At 70.6% G+C, this 16,981-nt stretch carries 10 protein-coding genes and 1 pseudogene; 6 read left to right on the top strand and 5 right to left on the bottom strand.

Annotated elements, in window-relative coordinates; all coding sequences use genetic code 11:
* Positions 1-132: 132 nt before the first annotated feature.
* Positions 133-3,936, top strand: coding sequence for a GH92 family glycosyl hydrolase (locus ACH5A8_RS08565; protein ID WP_398999380.1), 3,804 nt, complete (start codon positions 133-135; stop codon positions 3,934-3,936).
* 106 nt (positions 3,937-4,042) lie between these two features.
* On the opposite strand, the gene ACH5A8_RS08570 is transcribed toward ACH5A8_RS08565, so the two are convergent.
* Both ACH5A8_RS08570 and acnA read right to left on the bottom strand, forming a co-directional pair.
* The gene (locus tag ACH5A8_RS08570; RefSeq protein ID WP_398999382.1) at positions 4,043-7,330 is read right to left on the bottom strand and encodes a GH92 family glycosyl hydrolase; all 3,288 of its coding nucleotides are present in this window, start codon (positions 7,328-7,330) and stop codon (positions 4,043-4,045) included.
* A gap of 548 nt (positions 7,331-7,878) precedes the next feature.
* Positions 7,879-10,596, bottom strand: coding sequence for an aconitate hydratase AcnA (acnA, locus tag ACH5A8_RS08575; RefSeq protein WP_398999384.1), 2,718 nt, complete (start codon positions 10,594-10,596; stop codon positions 7,879-7,881).
* Positions 10,597-11,059: 463 nt separating this feature from the next.
* On the opposite strand from acnA, the gene ACH5A8_RS08580 reads away from it, so the two are divergent.
* The 3 genes from ACH5A8_RS08580 to ACH5A8_RS08590 all read left to right on the top strand — a co-directional run bounded on the left by ACH5A8_RS08580 (position 11,060) and on the right by ACH5A8_RS08590 (position 13,678).
* A complete protein-coding gene (locus ACH5A8_RS08580) occupies positions 11,060-11,746 on the top strand; it encodes a hypothetical protein (protein ID WP_398999386.1) in 687 nt (228 codons plus the stop codon).
* Between the two features lie 140 nt (positions 11,747-11,886).
* Positions 11,887-12,084 carry a DUF4236 domain-containing protein gene (locus tag ACH5A8_RS08585; RefSeq protein WP_398999388.1) on the top strand — a complete coding sequence of 66 codons (198 nt, stop codon included), beginning with the start codon at positions 11,887-11,889 and terminating at the stop codon, positions 12,082-12,084.
* Between the two features lie 64 nt (positions 12,085-12,148).
* The gene (locus ACH5A8_RS08590) at positions 12,149-13,678 is read left to right on the top strand and encodes a helix-turn-helix domain-containing protein (RefSeq protein WP_398999390.1); all 1,530 of its coding nucleotides are present in this window, start codon (positions 12,149-12,151) and stop codon (positions 13,676-13,678) included.
* Positions 13,679-13,684: 6 nt separating this feature from the next.
* On the opposite strand, the gene ACH5A8_RS08595 is transcribed toward ACH5A8_RS08590, so the two are convergent.
* The gene (locus ACH5A8_RS08595; RefSeq protein ID WP_398999392.1) at positions 13,685-14,152 is read right to left on the bottom strand and encodes an ATP-binding protein; all 468 of its coding nucleotides are present in this window, start codon (positions 14,150-14,152) and stop codon (positions 13,685-13,687) included.
* A 236-nt stretch (positions 14,153-14,388) separates the two neighbouring features.
* Here ACH5A8_RS08595 and ACH5A8_RS08600 point away from each other — a divergent pair.
* A pseudogene (locus tag ACH5A8_RS08600) lies at positions 14,389-15,248 on the top strand (helix-turn-helix domain-containing protein).
* Positions 15,245-15,436, top strand: a complete 192-nt coding sequence (locus ACH5A8_RS08605) for a DUF397 domain-containing protein (protein ID WP_398999394.1) — start codon at positions 15,245-15,247, stop codon at positions 15,434-15,436. Before ACH5A8_RS08600 ends, ACH5A8_RS08605 begins: the two are co-directional and overlap by 4 nt.
* Here ACH5A8_RS08605 and ACH5A8_RS08610 read toward each other — a convergent pair.
* Together ACH5A8_RS08610 and ACH5A8_RS08615 are read right to left on the bottom strand one after the other, a co-directional pair.
* Positions 15,405-16,058: a TOPRIM nucleotidyl transferase/hydrolase domain-containing protein gene (locus ACH5A8_RS08610; protein ID WP_398999396.1), complete on the bottom strand. Its 654-nt coding sequence runs from the start codon at positions 16,056-16,058 to the stop codon at positions 15,405-15,407. The two genes, ACH5A8_RS08605 and ACH5A8_RS08610, sit on opposite strands and share 32 nt — an antisense overlap.
* 184 nt (positions 16,059-16,242) lie before the next feature.
* A complete protein-coding gene (locus ACH5A8_RS08615; protein WP_398999398.1) occupies positions 16,243-16,884 on the bottom strand; it encodes a superoxide dismutase in 642 nt (213 codons plus the stop codon).
* Between the last annotated feature and the right edge of the window lie 97 nt (positions 16,885-16,981).

The raw sequence follows: 16,981 nt of genomic DNA on the forward strand, positions 1-16,981 counted from the left end.
ATATCCACGACTTCACGCCCGAATGCCGCACCCAACACCCTTGACACCACTGCTCACTTGACTCCCTACTGGAGCTTGCGCCGAATCTGACAACGTTGTCCGGCGCTCAGGCACCAGGGAGGGTGCCCTCGTATGCAGCGCAGAACACGGCACAGATGGCCCGAGGCGGCCGTCGTCACGGCCGCCTTCGTCATGGCCGTCGGTTCCCAGGGGGCGGCAGTCGCACTGCCCGGCAAGGCCCACGCCCCCGCACGGGAGTTCACGTCCTCGTTCGAGACGGGCGATCCGGCGCCCGACTGGCTGAACACCGTCGACACCGCTCCGGACGGCCGCAAGCGCGCCTCGGGAGTGGACGGCGGCTACAGCACCGGGATCCCGGGCAACGTGGACGACCACGTCACCGACCTCCGGGCCAGCAGTGAGAACACGGGCGGCGGCGAGGTCAAGGAGAACCTCGTCGACGGCGAGTCGGGCACCAAGTGGCTGACGTTCGAGTCCACCGGCTGGGTCGAGTTCGACTTCGACAAACCCGTCAAGATCACCCGATACGCCCTCACGTCCGCCAACGACTACGCCGAACGGGACCCCAAGGACTGGACCCTCCAGGCCTCCACCGACGGCAAGGACTGGAAGGACGTCGACTCCCGCACCGGCGAGACCTTCGCCGAGCGGTTCCAGACCAAGACGTACGACCTGGCCGAACCGGCCGAGTACGAGCACTTCCGGCTCGACGTCACCAGGAACAACGGCGCCTCGGGCATACTCCAGCTCGCCGACGTCCAGTTCTCCACGGGCGACGGCGACGGGTCGGTCCCGCAGGACATGCTCTCCCTCGTCGACCGCGGCCCGAGCGGCTCGCCGACCGCGAAGTCGGGCGCCGGCTACACCGGCAAGCGGGCGCTGCGCTACGCCGGCCGGCACACCGCCAAGGGCCGGGCCTACTCGTACAACAAGATCTTCGACGTCGACGTCAAGGTCGACCGCGACACCGCCCTGTCCTACCGCCTCTACCCGGCGATGGCCGACGGCGAGCGCGACTACGACGCCACGAACGTCGCCGTCGACCTCGCCTTCACCGACGGCACCTACCTGAGCCAGTCGGGCGCCACCGACCAGCACGGCTTCGGACTGAGCCCGCAGGCCCAGGGCGCGGCCAAGACGCTGTACGTCAACCAGTGGAACAACGTCGTCTCCCGCATCGGCTCGGTCGCGGCCGGCAAGACCGTCGACCGGATCCTGCTCGCCTACGACTCCCCGGCCGGCCCGGCGAAGTTCCGCGGCTGGCTGGACGACGTGACGATCCAGCGCGCCGCGCCCGACAAGCCCAAGGCGCACCTGTCCGACTACGCGCTCACCACCCGCGGCACCAACTCCAGCGGCAGTTTCTCGCGCGGCAACAACTTCCCCGCCACCGCCCTGCCGCACGGCTTCAACTTCTGGACGCCGGTGACCAACGCCTCCTCGCTGAGCTGGCTGTACGAGTACGCGCGTGCGAACAACACGGACAACCTGCCGACGATCCAGGCGTTCAGCGCCAGCCATGAGCCGAGCCCCTGGATGGGCGACCGGCAGACCTTCCAGGTGATGCCGTCCGCGGCGTCCGGCACGCCGGACACCGACCGCACCGCCCGCGCCCTCGCCTTCCGGCACGAGAACGAGACCGCGCGCCCCTACTACTACGGCGTCACCTTCGAGAACGGTCTCAAGGCCGAGATGACGCCGACCGACCACGCCGCCGCCCTGCGCTTCACCTACCCGGGCGACGACGCGAGCGTGCTCTTCGACAACGTCACCGAGCAGGCCGGCCTCACCCTCGACAAGGAGCACGGCGTCGTCACCGGCTACTCGGACGTGAAGTCCGGGCTGTCCACGGGAGCGACCCGGCTGTTCGTCTACGGCGTGTTCGACAAGCCCGTCGAGGACGGCTCCGCCTCCGGCGTCAAGGGCTACCTGCGCTTCGACGCGGGCAAGGACCGCACCGTCACCCTGCGCCTGGCCACCTCCCTGATCAGCGTCGACCAGGCCAAGGACAACCTGGCCCAGGAGATCCCGGACGGCACGTCCTTCGACACCGTCAAGGCGCGCGCCCAGCGCACCTGGGACAAGCTGCTCGGCAAGGTCGAGGTCCAGGGCGCCACGCCCGACCAGCTGACCACGCTCTACTCCAGCATGTACCGGCTGTACCTGTACCCGAACTCCGGCTCCGAGAAGGTCGGCGGCAAGGACCGGTACGCCTCCCCCTTCTCGGCGATGACGAGCCAGGACACGCCGACGCACACCGGCGCGAAGATCGTCGACGGCAAGGTGTACGTCAACAACGGCTTCTGGGACACCTACCGCACCACCTGGCCGGCGTACTCGCTGCTGACGCCGTCCCAGGCCGGTGAGATGGTCGACGGGTTCGTCCAGGGCTACAAGGACGGCGGCTGGACCTCGCGCTGGTCCTCCCCCGGCTACGCCGACCTGATGACCGGCACCTCCTCCGACGTGGCGTTCGCCGACGCCTACGTCAAGGGCGTGCCCATGGACGCGAAGGCGGCGTACGAGGCGGCCCTGAAGAACGCGACCGTGGTGCCGCCGGCCTCCGGCGTCGGCCGCAAGGGCATGAGCACCTCCCCCTTCCTCGGCTACACCAGCACCGCCACCGGCGAGGGCCTGTCGTGGGCGATGGAGGGCTACGTCAACGACTACGGCATCGCGCAGATGGGCGCCGCCCTCTACAGGAAGACGGGGCAGAAGCACTACAAGGAGGAGTCGCAGTACTTCCTCAACCGGGCCCAGGACTACGTGAAGCTGTTCGACCCGAAGGCGGGCTTCTTCCAGGGCAAGGACGCGCAGGGGAACTGGCGCGTGGACTCCGCGAAGTACGACCCGCGCGTGTGGGGCTACGACTACACGGAGACCGACGGCTGGGGCTACGCCTTCACCGCCCCGCAGGACAGCCGGGGCCTGGCCGACCTCTACGGCGGGCAGAAGGCGCTCGGCGACAAGCTCGACACGTACTTCGCCACCCCGGAGACCGCCTCCCCCGAGTTCGTCGGCTCCTACGGCGGCGTCATCCACGAGATGACCGAGGCGCGGGACGTGCGGATGGGCCAGTACGGCCACTCCAACCAGGTCGCCCACCACGTCACGTACATGTACGACGCGGCCGGCGAGCCCTACAAGGCGCAGGAGAAGGTCCGCGAGGTGCTCTCCCGGCTCTACGTGGGCAGCGAGATCGGCCAGGGCTACCACGGTGACGAGGACAACGGCGAGCAGTCCGCCTGGTACCTCTTCTCCTCGCTCGGCTTCTACCCGCTGGTCATGGGCAGCGGCGAGTACGCCATAGGCTCCCCGCTGTTCACCAGGGCGACCGTGCACCTGGAGAACGGCCACGACCTGGTGATCAAGGCCCCGAAGAACAGCGCGAAGAACATCTACGTGCAGGGCGTGCGGCTGAACGGCAAGGCGTGGAACTCCACGAACCTGCCGCACTCGCTGCTGTCCAAGGGCGGTGTGCTGGAGTTCGACATGGGCTCCCGGCCCTCGAAGTGGGGCACGGGCAAGAACGCCGCGCCGGTGTCCATCACGACCGGCGACAAGGCGCCGACGCCCCGGGCGGACGTGCTGAAGGGCGACGGCGCGCTGTTCGACGACACCTCGGCGACGGAGGCCACCGTGAGCACGGTGGACCTGCCGGTGACCGGTTCGGCCAAGGCCGTCCAGTACACCCTGACCTCGTCGGCCGACCGCACCAAGGCCCCGTCGGGCTGGACCCTCCAGGCGTCCTCGGACGGCACGCACTTCAAGACGCTGGACCGGCGCTCGGGCGAGTCCTTCGCCTGGGACAAGCAGACCCGTCCGTTCACCATCGCCTCGCCGGGCGGCTACACGAAGTACCGGCTGGTGTTCGACGGCCCCGCCACGCTGGCGGAGGTGGAGCTGCTGGCCTGACACGCTTCCCCGAGTGAGGAAGGGGCGGGTCCGCTCGGGACCCGCCCCTTCCGCGTGCCCGGCCGGCCCGCGTATCCGGCCGGCCGGTGCGTCCGGCTTCAGCCGGTCACTTCACCGCGAGGGCGAAGACGTGCAGGTCGGTGTCGCTCGGCAGCTTCACCGACGCGATCCGCTTGCCGGCCGGGGCCTCGAAGGCCTGGGTGGCGAACACATAGGTGGCCACCGGGTCCTTGTCGGCCCCGGCGACGTTGCGGTACGCCGTCCTGGCCACGACCTGGTTGCCGTACCGGACGGTGCCGCCGCCTCCGCCGACGGTCCAGTCGGTGAAGGAGAGGTCGGCCTCGGCCGTGCTGCCGTCGGTGTAGGTGACGGTGGCCTTGGCCTGCTGGTCGCCGTTGACCGCGCTGCCGACGAAGGACAGCGCGGCGGCCGGTTCGGCCGGCGTGATGCTCTGGCCGGCGGCGGCGACGTTGTCCGGGCGGCCGGCCGGCGCGTCGGGCCAGGTGAAGGAGAGGCCGCCGGCCACCGTGCCCTGCCCGCCCGGAGTGAGACCGGCCGCGGCGAGGGCCTGGCGGGAGTAGCTCCAGCCGCCGCCGTCGTAGTCGGCCTCGCCGTGGTCGCCCTCGTCGTCGGAGACGCCGGTGTTGTCGCGGGCGGCGAGCAGGGTGCCGGGGGCCGCGACCGTCAGGGCGACGGGCTGCTCGTAGGACTGGCTGCCCGAGGTCACCGTGACCTTCACGTCGTAGTAGCCCTGCGTCGCGTCCGGCGCGGCGGCGAGGGTGATGTCCTGGGCGCCGTCGGTCACCGTGCCCTCGGCGGGGGTCGCCGTGACGCCCGCCGGCGCCTGGACGCTGAAGCGCACCTCGGGGCCCTGCCCGCCGCTCAGCGACAGCGCGCGGACGCCGATCTTCGTGCTGTCGCCGGGCGCGAGCGTCGCCGTGGTCGGACCCACACCGATCTGGTACGGCTGCTCGCCCTGCCGGAAGGACGGCGGCGCGGCGGACGGGGCGCTGCCCCAGGCGGTGTTCGGGGTGGAGGAGAGGGTGTAGTCGAGCCGCCCGCCGTCACGGACGAAGGAGGCCGGGAGCCACGGCCGGTCGCTGCCGCGGCCGTCGACCTTCAGGGACTGGACGTACGGCGCCCCGGCCGCCGCCCCGGTGGCGTGGACGGTGATGTCCCCGCCGCCCGGCCGGTGGATCTCGGCGCGCTCGAACAGCGGTGAGGCGAGGACCAGTTCGGCACGTGAGGGGACCTGCGGGTACATGCCGAGCGCCGAGAAGACGTACCAGGCGGACATGGCGCCCAGGTCGTCGTTGCCCGGGATGCCGCCCGGCTCGGTGGTCCACAGCTGCCGCATGGCGGCGCGGACGGTCTCCTGCGTCTTGTAGGGCGCGCCCGCGTAGTCGTAGAGGTACGGCACGTTGATCGAGGGCTCGTTGTCCAGGGCCGCCTTGTCGCCGCCGGCGCCGGTGAAGGCCCAGCTTCCGTCGCTCTTGTGGAAGAAGGCGTCGAGGCGGGCGAGGGCCTTGTCCCGGCCGCCCATCGCGGCGAAGAGTCCCGCCGGGTCGTGCTGGACCATCCAGGTGTACTGGGCCGCGGTGCCCTCGACGAAGCCGTTGCCGGTGTCCGGGGTGAATCCGGTGACCCAGCTGCCGTCGGCCTTGCGGTCGGCGATGTAGCCGCCGGTGTCGTCCGCGGCGGTGTTGAAGTTGTTCTGCCACCACTGGGCGCGTTCGGCGAACGTCTTGGCGGTGCTCTTCTGCCCGGCCGCCGTGGCGAGTTGGGAGAGGGAGAAGTCGGCGGTCGACATCTCCAGGGTCTCCGCCGCCCCACCCCAGGCGTTGGAGACGGACGGCATGTAGTGCAGCTTCAGGTACTTGTCGAGGGAGGGCCGCTGGCCGGCCGACAGGACCGGCTTGCCGGCCGGTGACAGGTCCTGCTCGGTGGGCACGGTGGCCGCCTTCACCAGGGAGGCCAGCGCCCCCTCGAGGTCGAAGTCGGTGCCGCCGAAGGCGCGGATGCCGGCGAGGGCGGTGGGCGAGGGGTCGCCGTTCATCACATGGGTGCCGCTGGCGCCGTGCAGCCAGCGGTCCCAGACGCCGCCGTTCTGCCCGGCCAGCTCGTACAGCGACTGGGCGATGTCGGAGCCGGTGCGCGGGCTGAGCAGGGTCAGCAGCTGCACCTGGTCGCGGTAGACGTCCCAGCCGGAGAAGGTGCCGTACTGGGCCTGGTGGCCGCGGGAGACGGTGTGCGTCCTGCCGTCGGGGCCGCGGTAGCGGCGGTCGGCGTCGCTGATGACGTTGGGGTGCAGCAGGGCGTGGTACAGCGCGGTGTAGAAGGTGGTGCGCTCGGCGTCGGTGCCGCCGCCGACCCGGACGGCGGCCAGCCGGTCGCGCCAGGCCCGGCGGGCGGCGTTCTCGACGGACGCGAAGGAGCGGCCGGGCGGGTTCTCGGCGGCCAGGTTGGCCGCGGCGCCCGCCTGGCTGACGTAGGAGATGCCGACCTTGACGCCGACGGGGCCGGCGCCGGGCGCGAACTCGACGTACCCGCCGGCGCCCTTGCCCGCCACGGGCCGGCCGCCCTTGCCGAAGCCGCCGGTGCCGCCGGTCGCGGAGGTCGAGCCGGGGTCCAGCTTGTCGTCCTGCCAGGTGCCGGTCGCCTTGAAGGCGCGGTCGAAGCGGGCGGTGAAGTAGAGGGTGTAGTAGGCGCGCTGTCCCTCGGGGTCGAGGTAGCCGCAGAAGTTGCCGGACGTGACGGACCCGGAGACGGTGCGCGTCCTGGGGTCGATGGTGACCGTCGAAGCGGTGGAGCCGACCTCGGAGTTGGCGGTGCGGATGAGCAGCGAGGCGGGCTTGCCGGCCGGGTAGGTGAAGCGGGCCGAGCCGGTGCGGGCGGTGGCGGTGAGGTCCGCGGTGACACCGGAGGCGAGGCCGACCTCGTAGTGGCCGGGTTCGGCCGTCTCGTCGGTGTGCCGGAAGTCGGAGGCGTAGACGGCGTCCTTGGTGTCGGCGGCCGGGGAGGTGGTGACCTGGCCGGCGTACGGGAAGAGGGGGATGTCGCCGCTGCCGCCCGCGCAGCCGGTGCCGGACATGTGGGTGAGGCTGAAGCCGCGGACGCGGGTGGCGTCGTACTGGTAGCCGCCGGGCGCGGTCGTCCGGGTCGCGTCGCCGCGGGTGTTCTCGGGGCTGAAGGAGAACATGCCGAACGGGGTGACGGCGCCCGGGAAGGTGTCGCCGCCGTTCTTGGTGCCGATCAGCGGGTCGACGTAGGGCGTCGGATCCTTCACCAGCGGTGGTCCGGCTCTGTCGGGTGCGGCGGGCGCCGCGAGGGCGGGAGTGGCTCCGCCGGCCGCGAGCGCGGCGGCCAGCAGCAGGGACATCGGACGGAAACGCATTGACGCGGCCCCTCCTTCGGGACGGGTCGCGCACCACGGGTCGCACAAGCCTCGAAGACGGTAGCGCGCACCGGTGGCCCCCCGGAAGACCGCGTGCCGGAGCGGGCTCCGCCCCCACCCACACGGGTGGGGCAGGACCAAGTGGGTTGACATCGTTGTCGGTTGGCGCGGTAAAGTCATGTACAGACCATGAGACAACGTTGTCGGGCATCATGGTCGCACAAGCCGGCACCACCCCGGGCAGGCGTCTTCCCCCCTTCGCCTGCCCGGCTCGCGGACCCGGCGGCCGTCCGCTCGTGGGGCCGCCGGGTCCGCCCCGAGCCCCCGTTCCACCGCGGCCGAGGGCCTCCCGTCGCACCCGCGCGAGGCGCGGGTGGCGCGAGGCGGGAACGGCCGGGCGGGGGGTTCCGGTCCACCACCTTGGGAGCGCTCCCACCTCGCCGGACGAAACTAGCGCGCCCCGTGACCGCTGTAAACGCCTGGGACGGAAATGCGCGGGGCCGCACCCCCGTCACCGGGGATGCGGCCCGACTGCCTTGCCTGGACCCTTACTTGCGGATCAGGCTGCGCAGCACGTACTGCAGGATGCCGCCGTTGCGGTAGTAGTCCGCCTCGCCGGGGGTGTCGATGCGGACGACCGCGTCGAACTCGACGCCGGTGTCGGTGGTGACCTTCACCGTGCGCGGGGTGGTGCCGTCGTTCAGCTCGGTGACGCCGGTGAAGGAGAAGGTCTCCTCGCCGGTCAGGCCGAGGGAGAGCGCGGACTGGCCCTCCGGGAACTGGAGCGGCAGCACGCCCATGCCGATCAGGTTCGAACGGTGGATGCGCTCGTAGGACTCGGCGATGACGGCCTTCACGCCGAGCAGCGCGGTGCCCTTCGCGGCCCAGTCGCGCGACGAACCGGAGCCGTACTCCTTGCCGGCCAGGACGACCAGCGGCACACCGGCCGCCTGGTAGTTCTGCGAGGCGTCGTAGATGAAGGAGACCGGGCCGCCGTCCTGCGTGAAGTCGCGGGTGTAGCCGCCCTCGGTGCCCGGCGCGATCTGGTTGCGCAGGCGGATGTTGGCGAACGTGCCCCGGATCATGACCTCGTGGTTGCCGCGGCGCGAGCCGTAGCTGTTGAAGTCGCGGCGCTCGATGCCGTGCTCGGTGAGGTACTGGCCGGCCGGGGTGTCGGCCTTGATCGCACCGGCCGGGGAGATGTGGTCGGTGGTGACCGAGTCGCCGAGCTTGGCGAGGACCCGGGCGCCGGTGATGTCCTCGACCGCGGCCGGCTCCATGGCCATGCCCTCGAAGTACGGGGGCTTGCGGACGTAGGTGGACTCGCCGTCCCACTCGAAGGTGTCGCCGGTCGGGACCGGCAGCGACTGCCACTGGGCGTCGCCGGCGAACACGTCGGAGTAGGACTTGGAGAACATGTCCTCGCCGATGGCGTTGGCGACGACGTCGTTGACCTCGGACTCCGAGGGCCAGATGTCCTTCAGGTAGACCGGGTTGCCGTCCTGGTCCGCGCCGAGGGCGTCCTTGGTGATGTCGACCTTCATCGAACCGGCGATCGCGTAGGCGACGACCAGCGGCGGGGACGCCAGGTAGTTCATCTTGACGTCGGGGTTGATCCGGCCCTCGAAGTTGCGGTTGCCGGAGAGCACCGAGGTGACGGCGAGGTCGTGGTCGTTGACCGCCTTGGAGACCTCCTCCGGCAGCGGGCCGGAGTTGCCGATGCAGGTGGTGCAGCCGTAACCGACCAGGTTGAAGCCGACCTTGTCCAGGTACGGGGTCAGGCCCGCCTTGTCGAAGTAGTCGGTGACGACCTTGGAGCCCGGCGCGAGGGTGGTCTTGACCCACGGCTTGCGGGTCAGGCCCTTCTCCACCGCCTTCTTGGCCACCAGCGCGGCGGCGACCATGACGTACGGGTTGGAGGTGTTGGTGCAGGAGGTGATGGCCGCGACGGTGACCGCGCCGTGGTCCAGCTCGTAGGTCGTGCCGTCGGGGGCGGTGACCTGGACCGGGTTGGAGGGGGCGCCGTTGGGGGTGACGGCCGGGGAGTCGGAGGCCGGGAAGGACTCCTTGCCCGCCTCGTCCACGACGTCCACGTAGTTGAGGACGTCGGACTTGAACTGCTGGGCGGCCTGGGCCAGGACGATGCGGTCCTGCGGGCGCTTCGGGCCGGCGATGGACGGCACGACCGTGGACAGGTCCAGCTCGAGCTTCTCGGAGAAGTCCGGCTCGGCCTTCGGGTCCAGCCAGAGGCCCTGCTCCTTGGCGTACGCCTCGACGAGCGCGAGCTGCTGCTCCGGGCGGCCGGTCAGGCGCATGTAGTTGATGGTCTCGTCGTCGATCGGGAAGATCGCGGCGGTGGAGCCGAACTCCGGCGACATGTTGCCGATGGTGGCGCGGTTGGCCAGCGAGGTGGCGGCGACGCCCTCGCCGTAGAACTCCACGAACTTGCCGACCACACCGTGCTTGCGCAGCATCTCGGTGATGGTGAGCACCAGGTCGGTGGCGGTGGTGCCGGTGGGCAGCTCGCCGGTCAGCTTGAAGCCGACGACGCGCGGGATCAGCATGGAGACCGGCTGGCCGAGCATGGCGGCCTCGGCCTCGATGCCGCCGACGCCCCAGCCGAGGACGCCGAGGCCGTTGACCATGGTGGTGTGCGAGTCGGTGCCGACCAGGGTGTCGGGGTACGCCTTGCCGTCGCGAACCATGACGACGCGGGCCAGGTGCTCGATGTTCACCTGGTGCACGATGCCGGTGCCCGGCGGGACGACCTTGAACTCGTCGAAGGCGGTCTGGCCCCAGCGCAGGAACTGGTAGCGCTCCTTGTTGCGGCCGTACTCCAGCTCGACGTTCTGCTTGAAGGCCTCGTTGGTGCCGAACTTGTCGGCGATGACGGAGTGGTCGATGACCAGCTCGGCCGGGGCGAGCGGGTTGATCTTCGCCGGGTCGCCGCCGAGCTCCTTGACGGCCTCGCGCATGGTGGCGAGGTCGACGACGCAGGGCACGCCGGTGAAGTCCTGCATGATCACGCGGGCCGGCGTGAACTGGATCTCCTGCGACGGCTGGGCCTGGGAGTCCCAGTCGCCGAGGGCACGGATGTGGTCGGCGGTGATGTTCGCGCCGTCCTCGGTGCGGAGCAGGTTCTCCAGCAGGACCTTCAGGCTGTAAGGCAGTCGGGCCGAGCCCTCGACCTTGTCAAGCCGGAAGATCTCGTACGACTCGTCGCCCACCTGCAGCGTGCTGCGGGCGTCGAAGCTGTTCGCCGACACGACAGTCTCCTTCATTGATGTGCGCGTACCACCACACCGCAAACCTATGCGGCTGCCACCGCATGGTGCCGCGACGGCTCCTCGGCCCATCCGCTGAGGCAAGGCTAAGTTAGGTAACCCTTACCGGGGTGCGGCTGCGGTGCTCCTCGGCAGATATCTCGATGTCGAGATAACTCTAGTACATGGGGGCCGGATGGTCATGTGCGGCCCGGCTTCGCCGTGTCCCACGCGCCACGCCGCCGCTCCCGTGTCGCGTCACGCCCGGCACTCCCGGGCAGGCTGGCCTCATCGAACCACGGGCCCGGCAGCGCCGCAGGCCAGACGGGACGCGGGCGGGAGCCGGGGCCGGGGCGGCGCGGGGACCGGCCGCGATCCCGGGCGCCCCGGACGGCACCGGACGGGAACCCCGGGCCGTGAACGCCTCTCTCACTGTCCGACGGGGCACGACAGGGGGGACGCACGAATGAAGACCACGACGCGGTACGCGGCCGTCGCGGCGGCGCTCGCCTGCTGCTGCCTGCCGCTGACCGCCTGCGGCGCGGAGCACGCGGGCGTGCGGCCCGCCGCCACGTCCGCGTCGGCCGAGCCCGCGGCGGGCTCGGCCGACGAGACGAGTGACGACCAGGGCGCCGACCTCCCGGACACCACGAGTGACGACCAGGGCGACCTGCCGGACACCACGAGCGACGACCAGGGCGACCTGCCGGACACCACCACCGACGACCAGAACACGGACCTGCCCGACACCACGAGCGACGACCCGGGCGCCGACCTCCCCGACACGACGAGCGACGACCAGCAGGACACGGACGACCCTTACGCGGACGAGGGCACGACGGACGGGAGCGTGCCGGCGACCGGTCCGCACCGTTGGTTCCCGATGCTCCACGAGTTCCGCGCGTACCTGACGACGAGCGCGCGGAAGGCGGACGCCGCCATCGCCGCCCACGTGACGAGCGTGGAGACCCGCACCCCCGCGGGCGGCGCCCGCAGCGTCGCCGTGGTCAGGGTCGATTACGGGGTGGGGGAACAGGACGAGGCGGACCGCACCGCCGAGGTGTTCGCCCGCTGGCGGCTTTCCGTGTACGGCGACCACGGCCACGTGGACGTCCTCGGCCCGGCGAAGACCACCGCCGAGAGGGACTGGTAGCGCGGCGGGGCGCACACCGGGCGGGGCGGCGGGGCGGGCCCCCGGGCCGGGCGGCTGGGCACCCGGTGGGTCAGGTGGCCAACTCGGGGTATCCGAAGGAGACATCGGCACCTTCAGCGGTGCTCGGAAGGAGGCACGGCATGCCGCTCACGTTCCGCAAGAGTTTCCGGATCCTGCCGGGAGTGCGGCTGAACATCAACAAACACTCCTGGTCCCTCACCACCGGCGGGAAGCGCGGACCGCGTCACACCCACAGCAGCACGGGACGTCATACGACATCGGTGGATTTGCCCGGACCTTTCGGATGGCGTCGAACCCGTGACCACGGCGGTCACTGACAGTTCATCACCCGAATGGACCCCCTAACGAGCGCCATCTCATATCTGAGATAACCTCAACCCCATGGCAGACGACTACCTCGTACGCATCGGCAAGCTCATCCGTGACGCCCGGCAGCACCGCGGCTGGACGCAGGCACAGCTCGCCGAGGCGCTCGGCACCAGTCAGAGCGCCGTCAATCGCATCGAGCGCGGCAACCAGAACATCAGCCTTGAGATGATCGCTCGGATCGGGGAAGCCCTGGACAGCGAGATCGTGTCACTGGGCTACGCGGGCCCGATGCATCTGAGGGTGGTCGGCGGCCGTCGGCTGTCCGGCGCCATCGACGTGAAGACGAGCAAGAACGCGTGCGTGGCACTGCTGTGCGCCTCGCTGCTCAACCGCGGGCGCACGGTGCTGCGCCGGGTCGCCCGGATCGAGGAGGTCTACCGCCTTCTGGAGGTCCTGGGCTCGATCGGCGTCCGCACCCGCTGGATCAACGACGGCACCGACCTGGAGATCGTGCCGCCGGCCGACCTCGACCTGGACGCCATCGACGCCGAGGCGGCCGTCCGCACCCGCTCCATCATCATGTTCCTCGGCCCGCTGCTGCACCGCATGGACCGCTTCAAGCTGCCCTACGCCGGCGGCTGCGACCTCGGCACGCGCACCATCGAGCCGCACATGATCGCGCTGCGCCGGTTCGGGCTGGACGTGGCCGCGACCGAGGGGCAGTACCACGCCGTGGTGGACCGGGCCGTGCGCCCGGACCGGCCGATCGTGCTGACCGAGCGCGGCGACACGGTGACCGAGAACGCGCTGCTGGCGGCGGCCCGCCACGACGGCGTGACCGTCATCCGCAACGCCTCCAGCAACTACATGGTCCAGGACCTGTGCTTCTTCCTGGAGGCGCTGGGCGTGCGGGTCGAGGGCATCGGCACCACCACGCTCACCGTGCACGGCGTGCCGGTCATCGACGTGGACGTCGACTACTCCCCCTCCGAGGACCCGGTGGAGGCGATGAGCCTGGTCGCCGCGGCCGTCGTCACGGAGTCCGAGCTGACGGTGCGCCGGGTGCCGATCGAGTTCCTGGAGATCGAGCTCGCGGTGCTGGAGGAGATGGGCCTCGACCACGACCGCAGCCCCGAGTACTTCGCGGACAACGGCCGCACCCGCCTGGTGGACCTCACCGTCCGGCCCTCCAAGCTGGAGGCGCCGATCGACAAGATCCACCCGATGCCGTTCCCGGGCCTGAACATCGACAACGTCCCGTTCTTCGCGGCCATCGCGGCCACCGCGCAGGGCAAGACGCTGATCCACGACTGGGTCTACGACAACCGCGCGATCTACCTGACCGACCTCAACCGCCTCGGCGGCCGCCTGCAACTCCTGGACCCGCACCGGGTGCTGGTCGAGGGCCCGACCCGCTGGCGCGCCGCCGAGATGATGTGCCCGCCGGCCCTGCGCCCCGCGGTCGTCGTCCTCCTGGCGATGATGGCCGCCGAGGGCACCTCCGTGCTGCGCAACGTCTACGTCATCAACCGCGGCTACGAGGACCTCGCGGAACGGCTGAACTCGATCGGCGCCCAGATCGAGATCTTCCGGGACATCTGAAAGTCCTCAGCACAGCTCGACATCATTGCCCAAGCTCTGCAGGGGGGACAGGGCGCACTCGGCCCAGACCGTCTTGCCCGGGCCGAGGCGGTCGCGTACGCCCCAGGCGGTGGCGAGCGCGTCGACGAGGACCAGGCCACGACCCCCGTCCTCGTCCGCGCCGGGCGCTTCACGCGTCGGCAGGGCGGGGTGGGTGTCGGTGACCTCGATCCGGACGACGCCCCGGCCGTCGTCGCGGGACAGGGACAGGGCGAAGTCCCGTCCCGGGACGCGGCCGTGCAGAACGGCGTTCGCGGCGAGTTCGGCGACGACGAGGACGACGGTGTCGTGCGTCTCGGTGCCGTAGGGGTGGCCCCACTCGGCGAGCTGGTGCGCGGCGAGCAACCGGGCGAGACGCGCGCCGCGCCGGGTGGCGGAGAAGCGCTGCGCGAGGGAGCGTGCGGCGGCGGCCGTTCGGGCATGACTGGCTGACATGGGAGGCAGTGTCCGAGACGTCGACGCCCCGTCGGCAGGTCCACAGCCGATACAGACCGCGCTGTACTGGTCGACTCGCTGGACCGGGTCGGTTGCTGTACGTGACGATGGCCTTGCCGGACGTGGCGCAGCGCGTCCGGCACACGGTACGGGGTGGTGCTCGGGTCCGGCAGTGGACACGACCCGGCGACACGAGGGCACAGGGGAAGGCGGCTGCGGTGGTGACCGACAACGGCGTGGTGACGGGTGGGAGTGCTGGGCAGGCCGGTGGCCACGGAGGCTGCGAGCCGGAACTCTCGGACAGTCTGAAGACGTTCGGCGCGGTCCTCAAGGCCTTACGGAGGAAGCCCGCCTGACGCAGGAACAGTTCGCTCCGCTGGTGCGGTACTCGGTCGCGTACGTCGCCAAGATCGAGCAGGGCAAGCGGTTCCCGCCGCGGGACCTGCTGGAGCGGTCGGAGGAGGTGCTGGGGGCGGTCGCGGGGCGGGTGCTGGGCGCGGCGGCGAGGAGTCTGACGCGGAAGGCGGGATTGGCTTCTTGGTTCCGGCAGTGGGCGGGGATCGAGGAAGAGGCGATCTCGCTCTGTGCGTATGAGTGCCGGGCGATTCCGGGGTTGTTGCAGCCCGAACCGTACATCAGGGCGATCTTCGAGCGACGCCTGCCACCGCTTTCCGAGGAACAGATCGAACGCCAGGTCACGGCACGACTGGAGCGGCAACAGCTCTTGACCGAGAGGCCGAACACGGCCTTCAGCTTCGTCATCGAACAAGCTCTACTTGAACGGCACATGGGTGGACCACAGGTCGCACAACAGCTGCTCGATCACCTGCTGGAGCAAGGTTCTCGAAGGAACGTTGAGATCCAGGTGATGCCTCTGCGTCAGTACGATCACGCGGGGATCGACGGCTTGATGTACCTGGCCGAGACACCTCAGCACGAGTGGGTGGGCTACTCCGAAGGCCAGCAGTCAAGCGTTTTGATCACGACACCGAAGGACGTCAGCGCCATGCTCCAGCGCTATGGCAAGCTGCGTTCGCAGGCCCTCGGCCGCGAAGCCACAGTAAGCCTGCTGGAGCAGATGCGAGGAGCACTATGAGTACCACTGAACTGGCCTGGTTCAAGAGCAGTTACAGCGGCAGCTCCGGCGACAACTGCGTCGAGGTAGCCGTGCGCACCGAGGCCGTTCTCGTCCGGGACTCGAAGGACACAGACCGGGAGGCGCTGGCCGTCTCCCCCAACGCCTGGTCGGCGTTCACAGCACTGGCGGCCGACTCGCACCTCTGAACTCCCAGAGGGCGGTGAGCAGGGCGTCGAGTGGGGGTGGGGTGCGGTCGGGGGGCAGGGCTTCCACCAGGGCGCGGCCGTAGTGGATCTTGCGGCCCTTCTTCGTGCCGAGGAAGCGGCGGAACTGCTGCTGCGGGGTGCGGTCCTGCTGGGCGGGCTGGCGCAGGAAGGTCTGGAGAGCGCGCAGGTCGCCCTCCGCCCGGATCAGGTCCGCCACCCCCGGCACGCCCAGCGCGCGGATGAGTTCGTCCTCCAGGTCCGCCGCGCAGACGTAGAACTCCGCTCGTGTCGCTCCGGCCCGTTGCAGGGCGCGGGCGTAGTAGCGGCGCTCGCCCTCGTCGCACAGTCCGGTGAGGCGCAGGCCGAGGCCGGGGGGTCCGAGGAGGCGGGCGAAGCGGCCGGCGTTCATCGCGCCGCCCATCGGCAGGACGCAGACGCCCTCGGCCTCCAGGTCTCGGCCGCGGCGCGCGGCGAGTGCCTCGACCGCCGCGACGTCGCTCGGCCCTTCGAGCAGGACGGCGGTCCGGACGGGCAGCCGCGCGGCCAACTCGCCCGCGCTCGTGCCGGATCCGCCGGCCGCCCACGCGAGGACCGCCTGCCGGAACGTCCCCATGTCAGCCATGGGGACGAGTATCGCCGCTTCCCCGCCCGCACGGCAGAGCATTTTCTCCCGCCCGGCGGTCCTCCGCCTTCGGGCGGGAAGGGCTCCCCGGGGTGGCCGGTCCGGGGAGCCCTTCCGGTGTGCGGGCCCGCCGGTGAAGGGGTGAGGAGGCGGTCACCGGCGGGAGGGCCGCTCCGTCATGCGGTCAGGGGGCGAGGAGCAGGCTGTCGCCGCGCTCCTTGGCGGCGGCGTAGCGCTTGGCCACGTCCTGCCAGTTGACGACCTGCCACATGGCGTCGATGAAGTCCACCTTCTGGTTCTTGTACTGCAGGTAGAAGGCGTGCTCCCAGGCGTCGAAGACCAGGATCGGGGTGGAGCCCTGGCCGACGTTGCCCTGGTGGTCGTAGACCTGCTCGACGATCAGGCGGCCGCTGAGCGGCTCGTAGGCGAGGACGCCCCAGCCGGAGCCCTGGGTGGTGGCCGCCGCCTTGGTCAGCTGGGCCTTGAAGCCGGCGTAGGAGCCGAAGGACTCGGCGATGGCGTCGGCCAGCTCGCCCACGCCGTCCTTCTCGTGCGGCTCGCCGCCGCCGTCACCGGTCATGTTGTGCCAGTAGACGGAGTGCAGGATGTGCCCGGAGAGGTGGAAGGCCAGGTTCTTCTCCAGGCCGTTGATCGAGCCCCACGACTCCTTGTCCCGCGCCTCGGCGAGCTGCTCCAGGGTGTCGTTCGCCCCCTTCACGTACGCCGCGTGGTGCTTGTCGTGGTGCAGCTCGATGATCTCGGGGCTGATGACCGGGGCCAGCGCCGAGTAGTCGTACGGGAGTTCGGGGAGCGTGTAAAGCGCCATGTCCGGCGTCCTCCTTATTGCCAATGGTATGCAGCTGCACGCTAACAGCAAGTACTGTGTCGTGCCGTCAGGCGTTGGACCCAGGCCCCCTCCCGTG

This window comes from Streptomyces sp. NPDC018610 (genome assembly GCF_044391765.1).
In the GTDB taxonomy this organism is placed as follows: domain Bacteria; phylum Actinomycetota; class Actinomycetes; order Streptomycetales; family Streptomycetaceae; genus Streptomyces.

Excerpts from the sequence above, each read along its gene's own strand:
- ACH5A8_RS08590 (WP_398999390.1), top strand. The coding sequence starts at position 12,149 with ATGGCAGACGACTACCTCGTACGCATCGGCAAGCTCATCCGTGACGCC.
- ACH5A8_RS08585 (WP_398999388.1), top strand. The coding sequence starts at position 11,887 with ATGCCGCTCACGTTCCGCAAGAGTTTCCGGATCCTGCCGGGAGTGCGG.
- ACH5A8_RS08565 (WP_398999380.1), top strand. The coding sequence starts at position 133 with ATGCAGCGCAGAACACGGCACAGATGGCCCGAGGCGGCCGTCGTCACG.
- ACH5A8_RS08595 (WP_398999392.1), bottom strand. The coding sequence starts at position 14,152 with ATGTCAGCCAGTCATGCCCGAACGGCCGCCGCCGCACGCTCCCTCGCG.
- ACH5A8_RS08615 (WP_398999398.1), bottom strand. The coding sequence starts at position 16,884 with ATGGCGCTTTACACGCTCCCCGAACTCCCGTACGACTACTCGGCGCTG.
- ACH5A8_RS08610 (WP_398999396.1), bottom strand. The coding sequence starts at position 16,058 with ATGGCTGACATGGGGACGTTCCGGCAGGCGGTCCTCGCGTGGGCGGCC.
- ACH5A8_RS08570 (WP_398999382.1), bottom strand. The coding sequence starts at position 7,330 with ATGCGTTTCCGTCCGATGTCCCTGCTGCTGGCCGCCGCGCTCGCGGCC.
- ACH5A8_RS08605 (WP_398999394.1), top strand. The coding sequence starts at position 15,245 with ATGAGTACCACTGAACTGGCCTGGTTCAAGAGCAGTTACAGCGGCAGC.
- ACH5A8_RS08580 (WP_398999386.1), top strand. The coding sequence starts at position 11,060 with ATGAAGACCACGACGCGGTACGCGGCCGTCGCGGCGGCGCTCGCCTGC.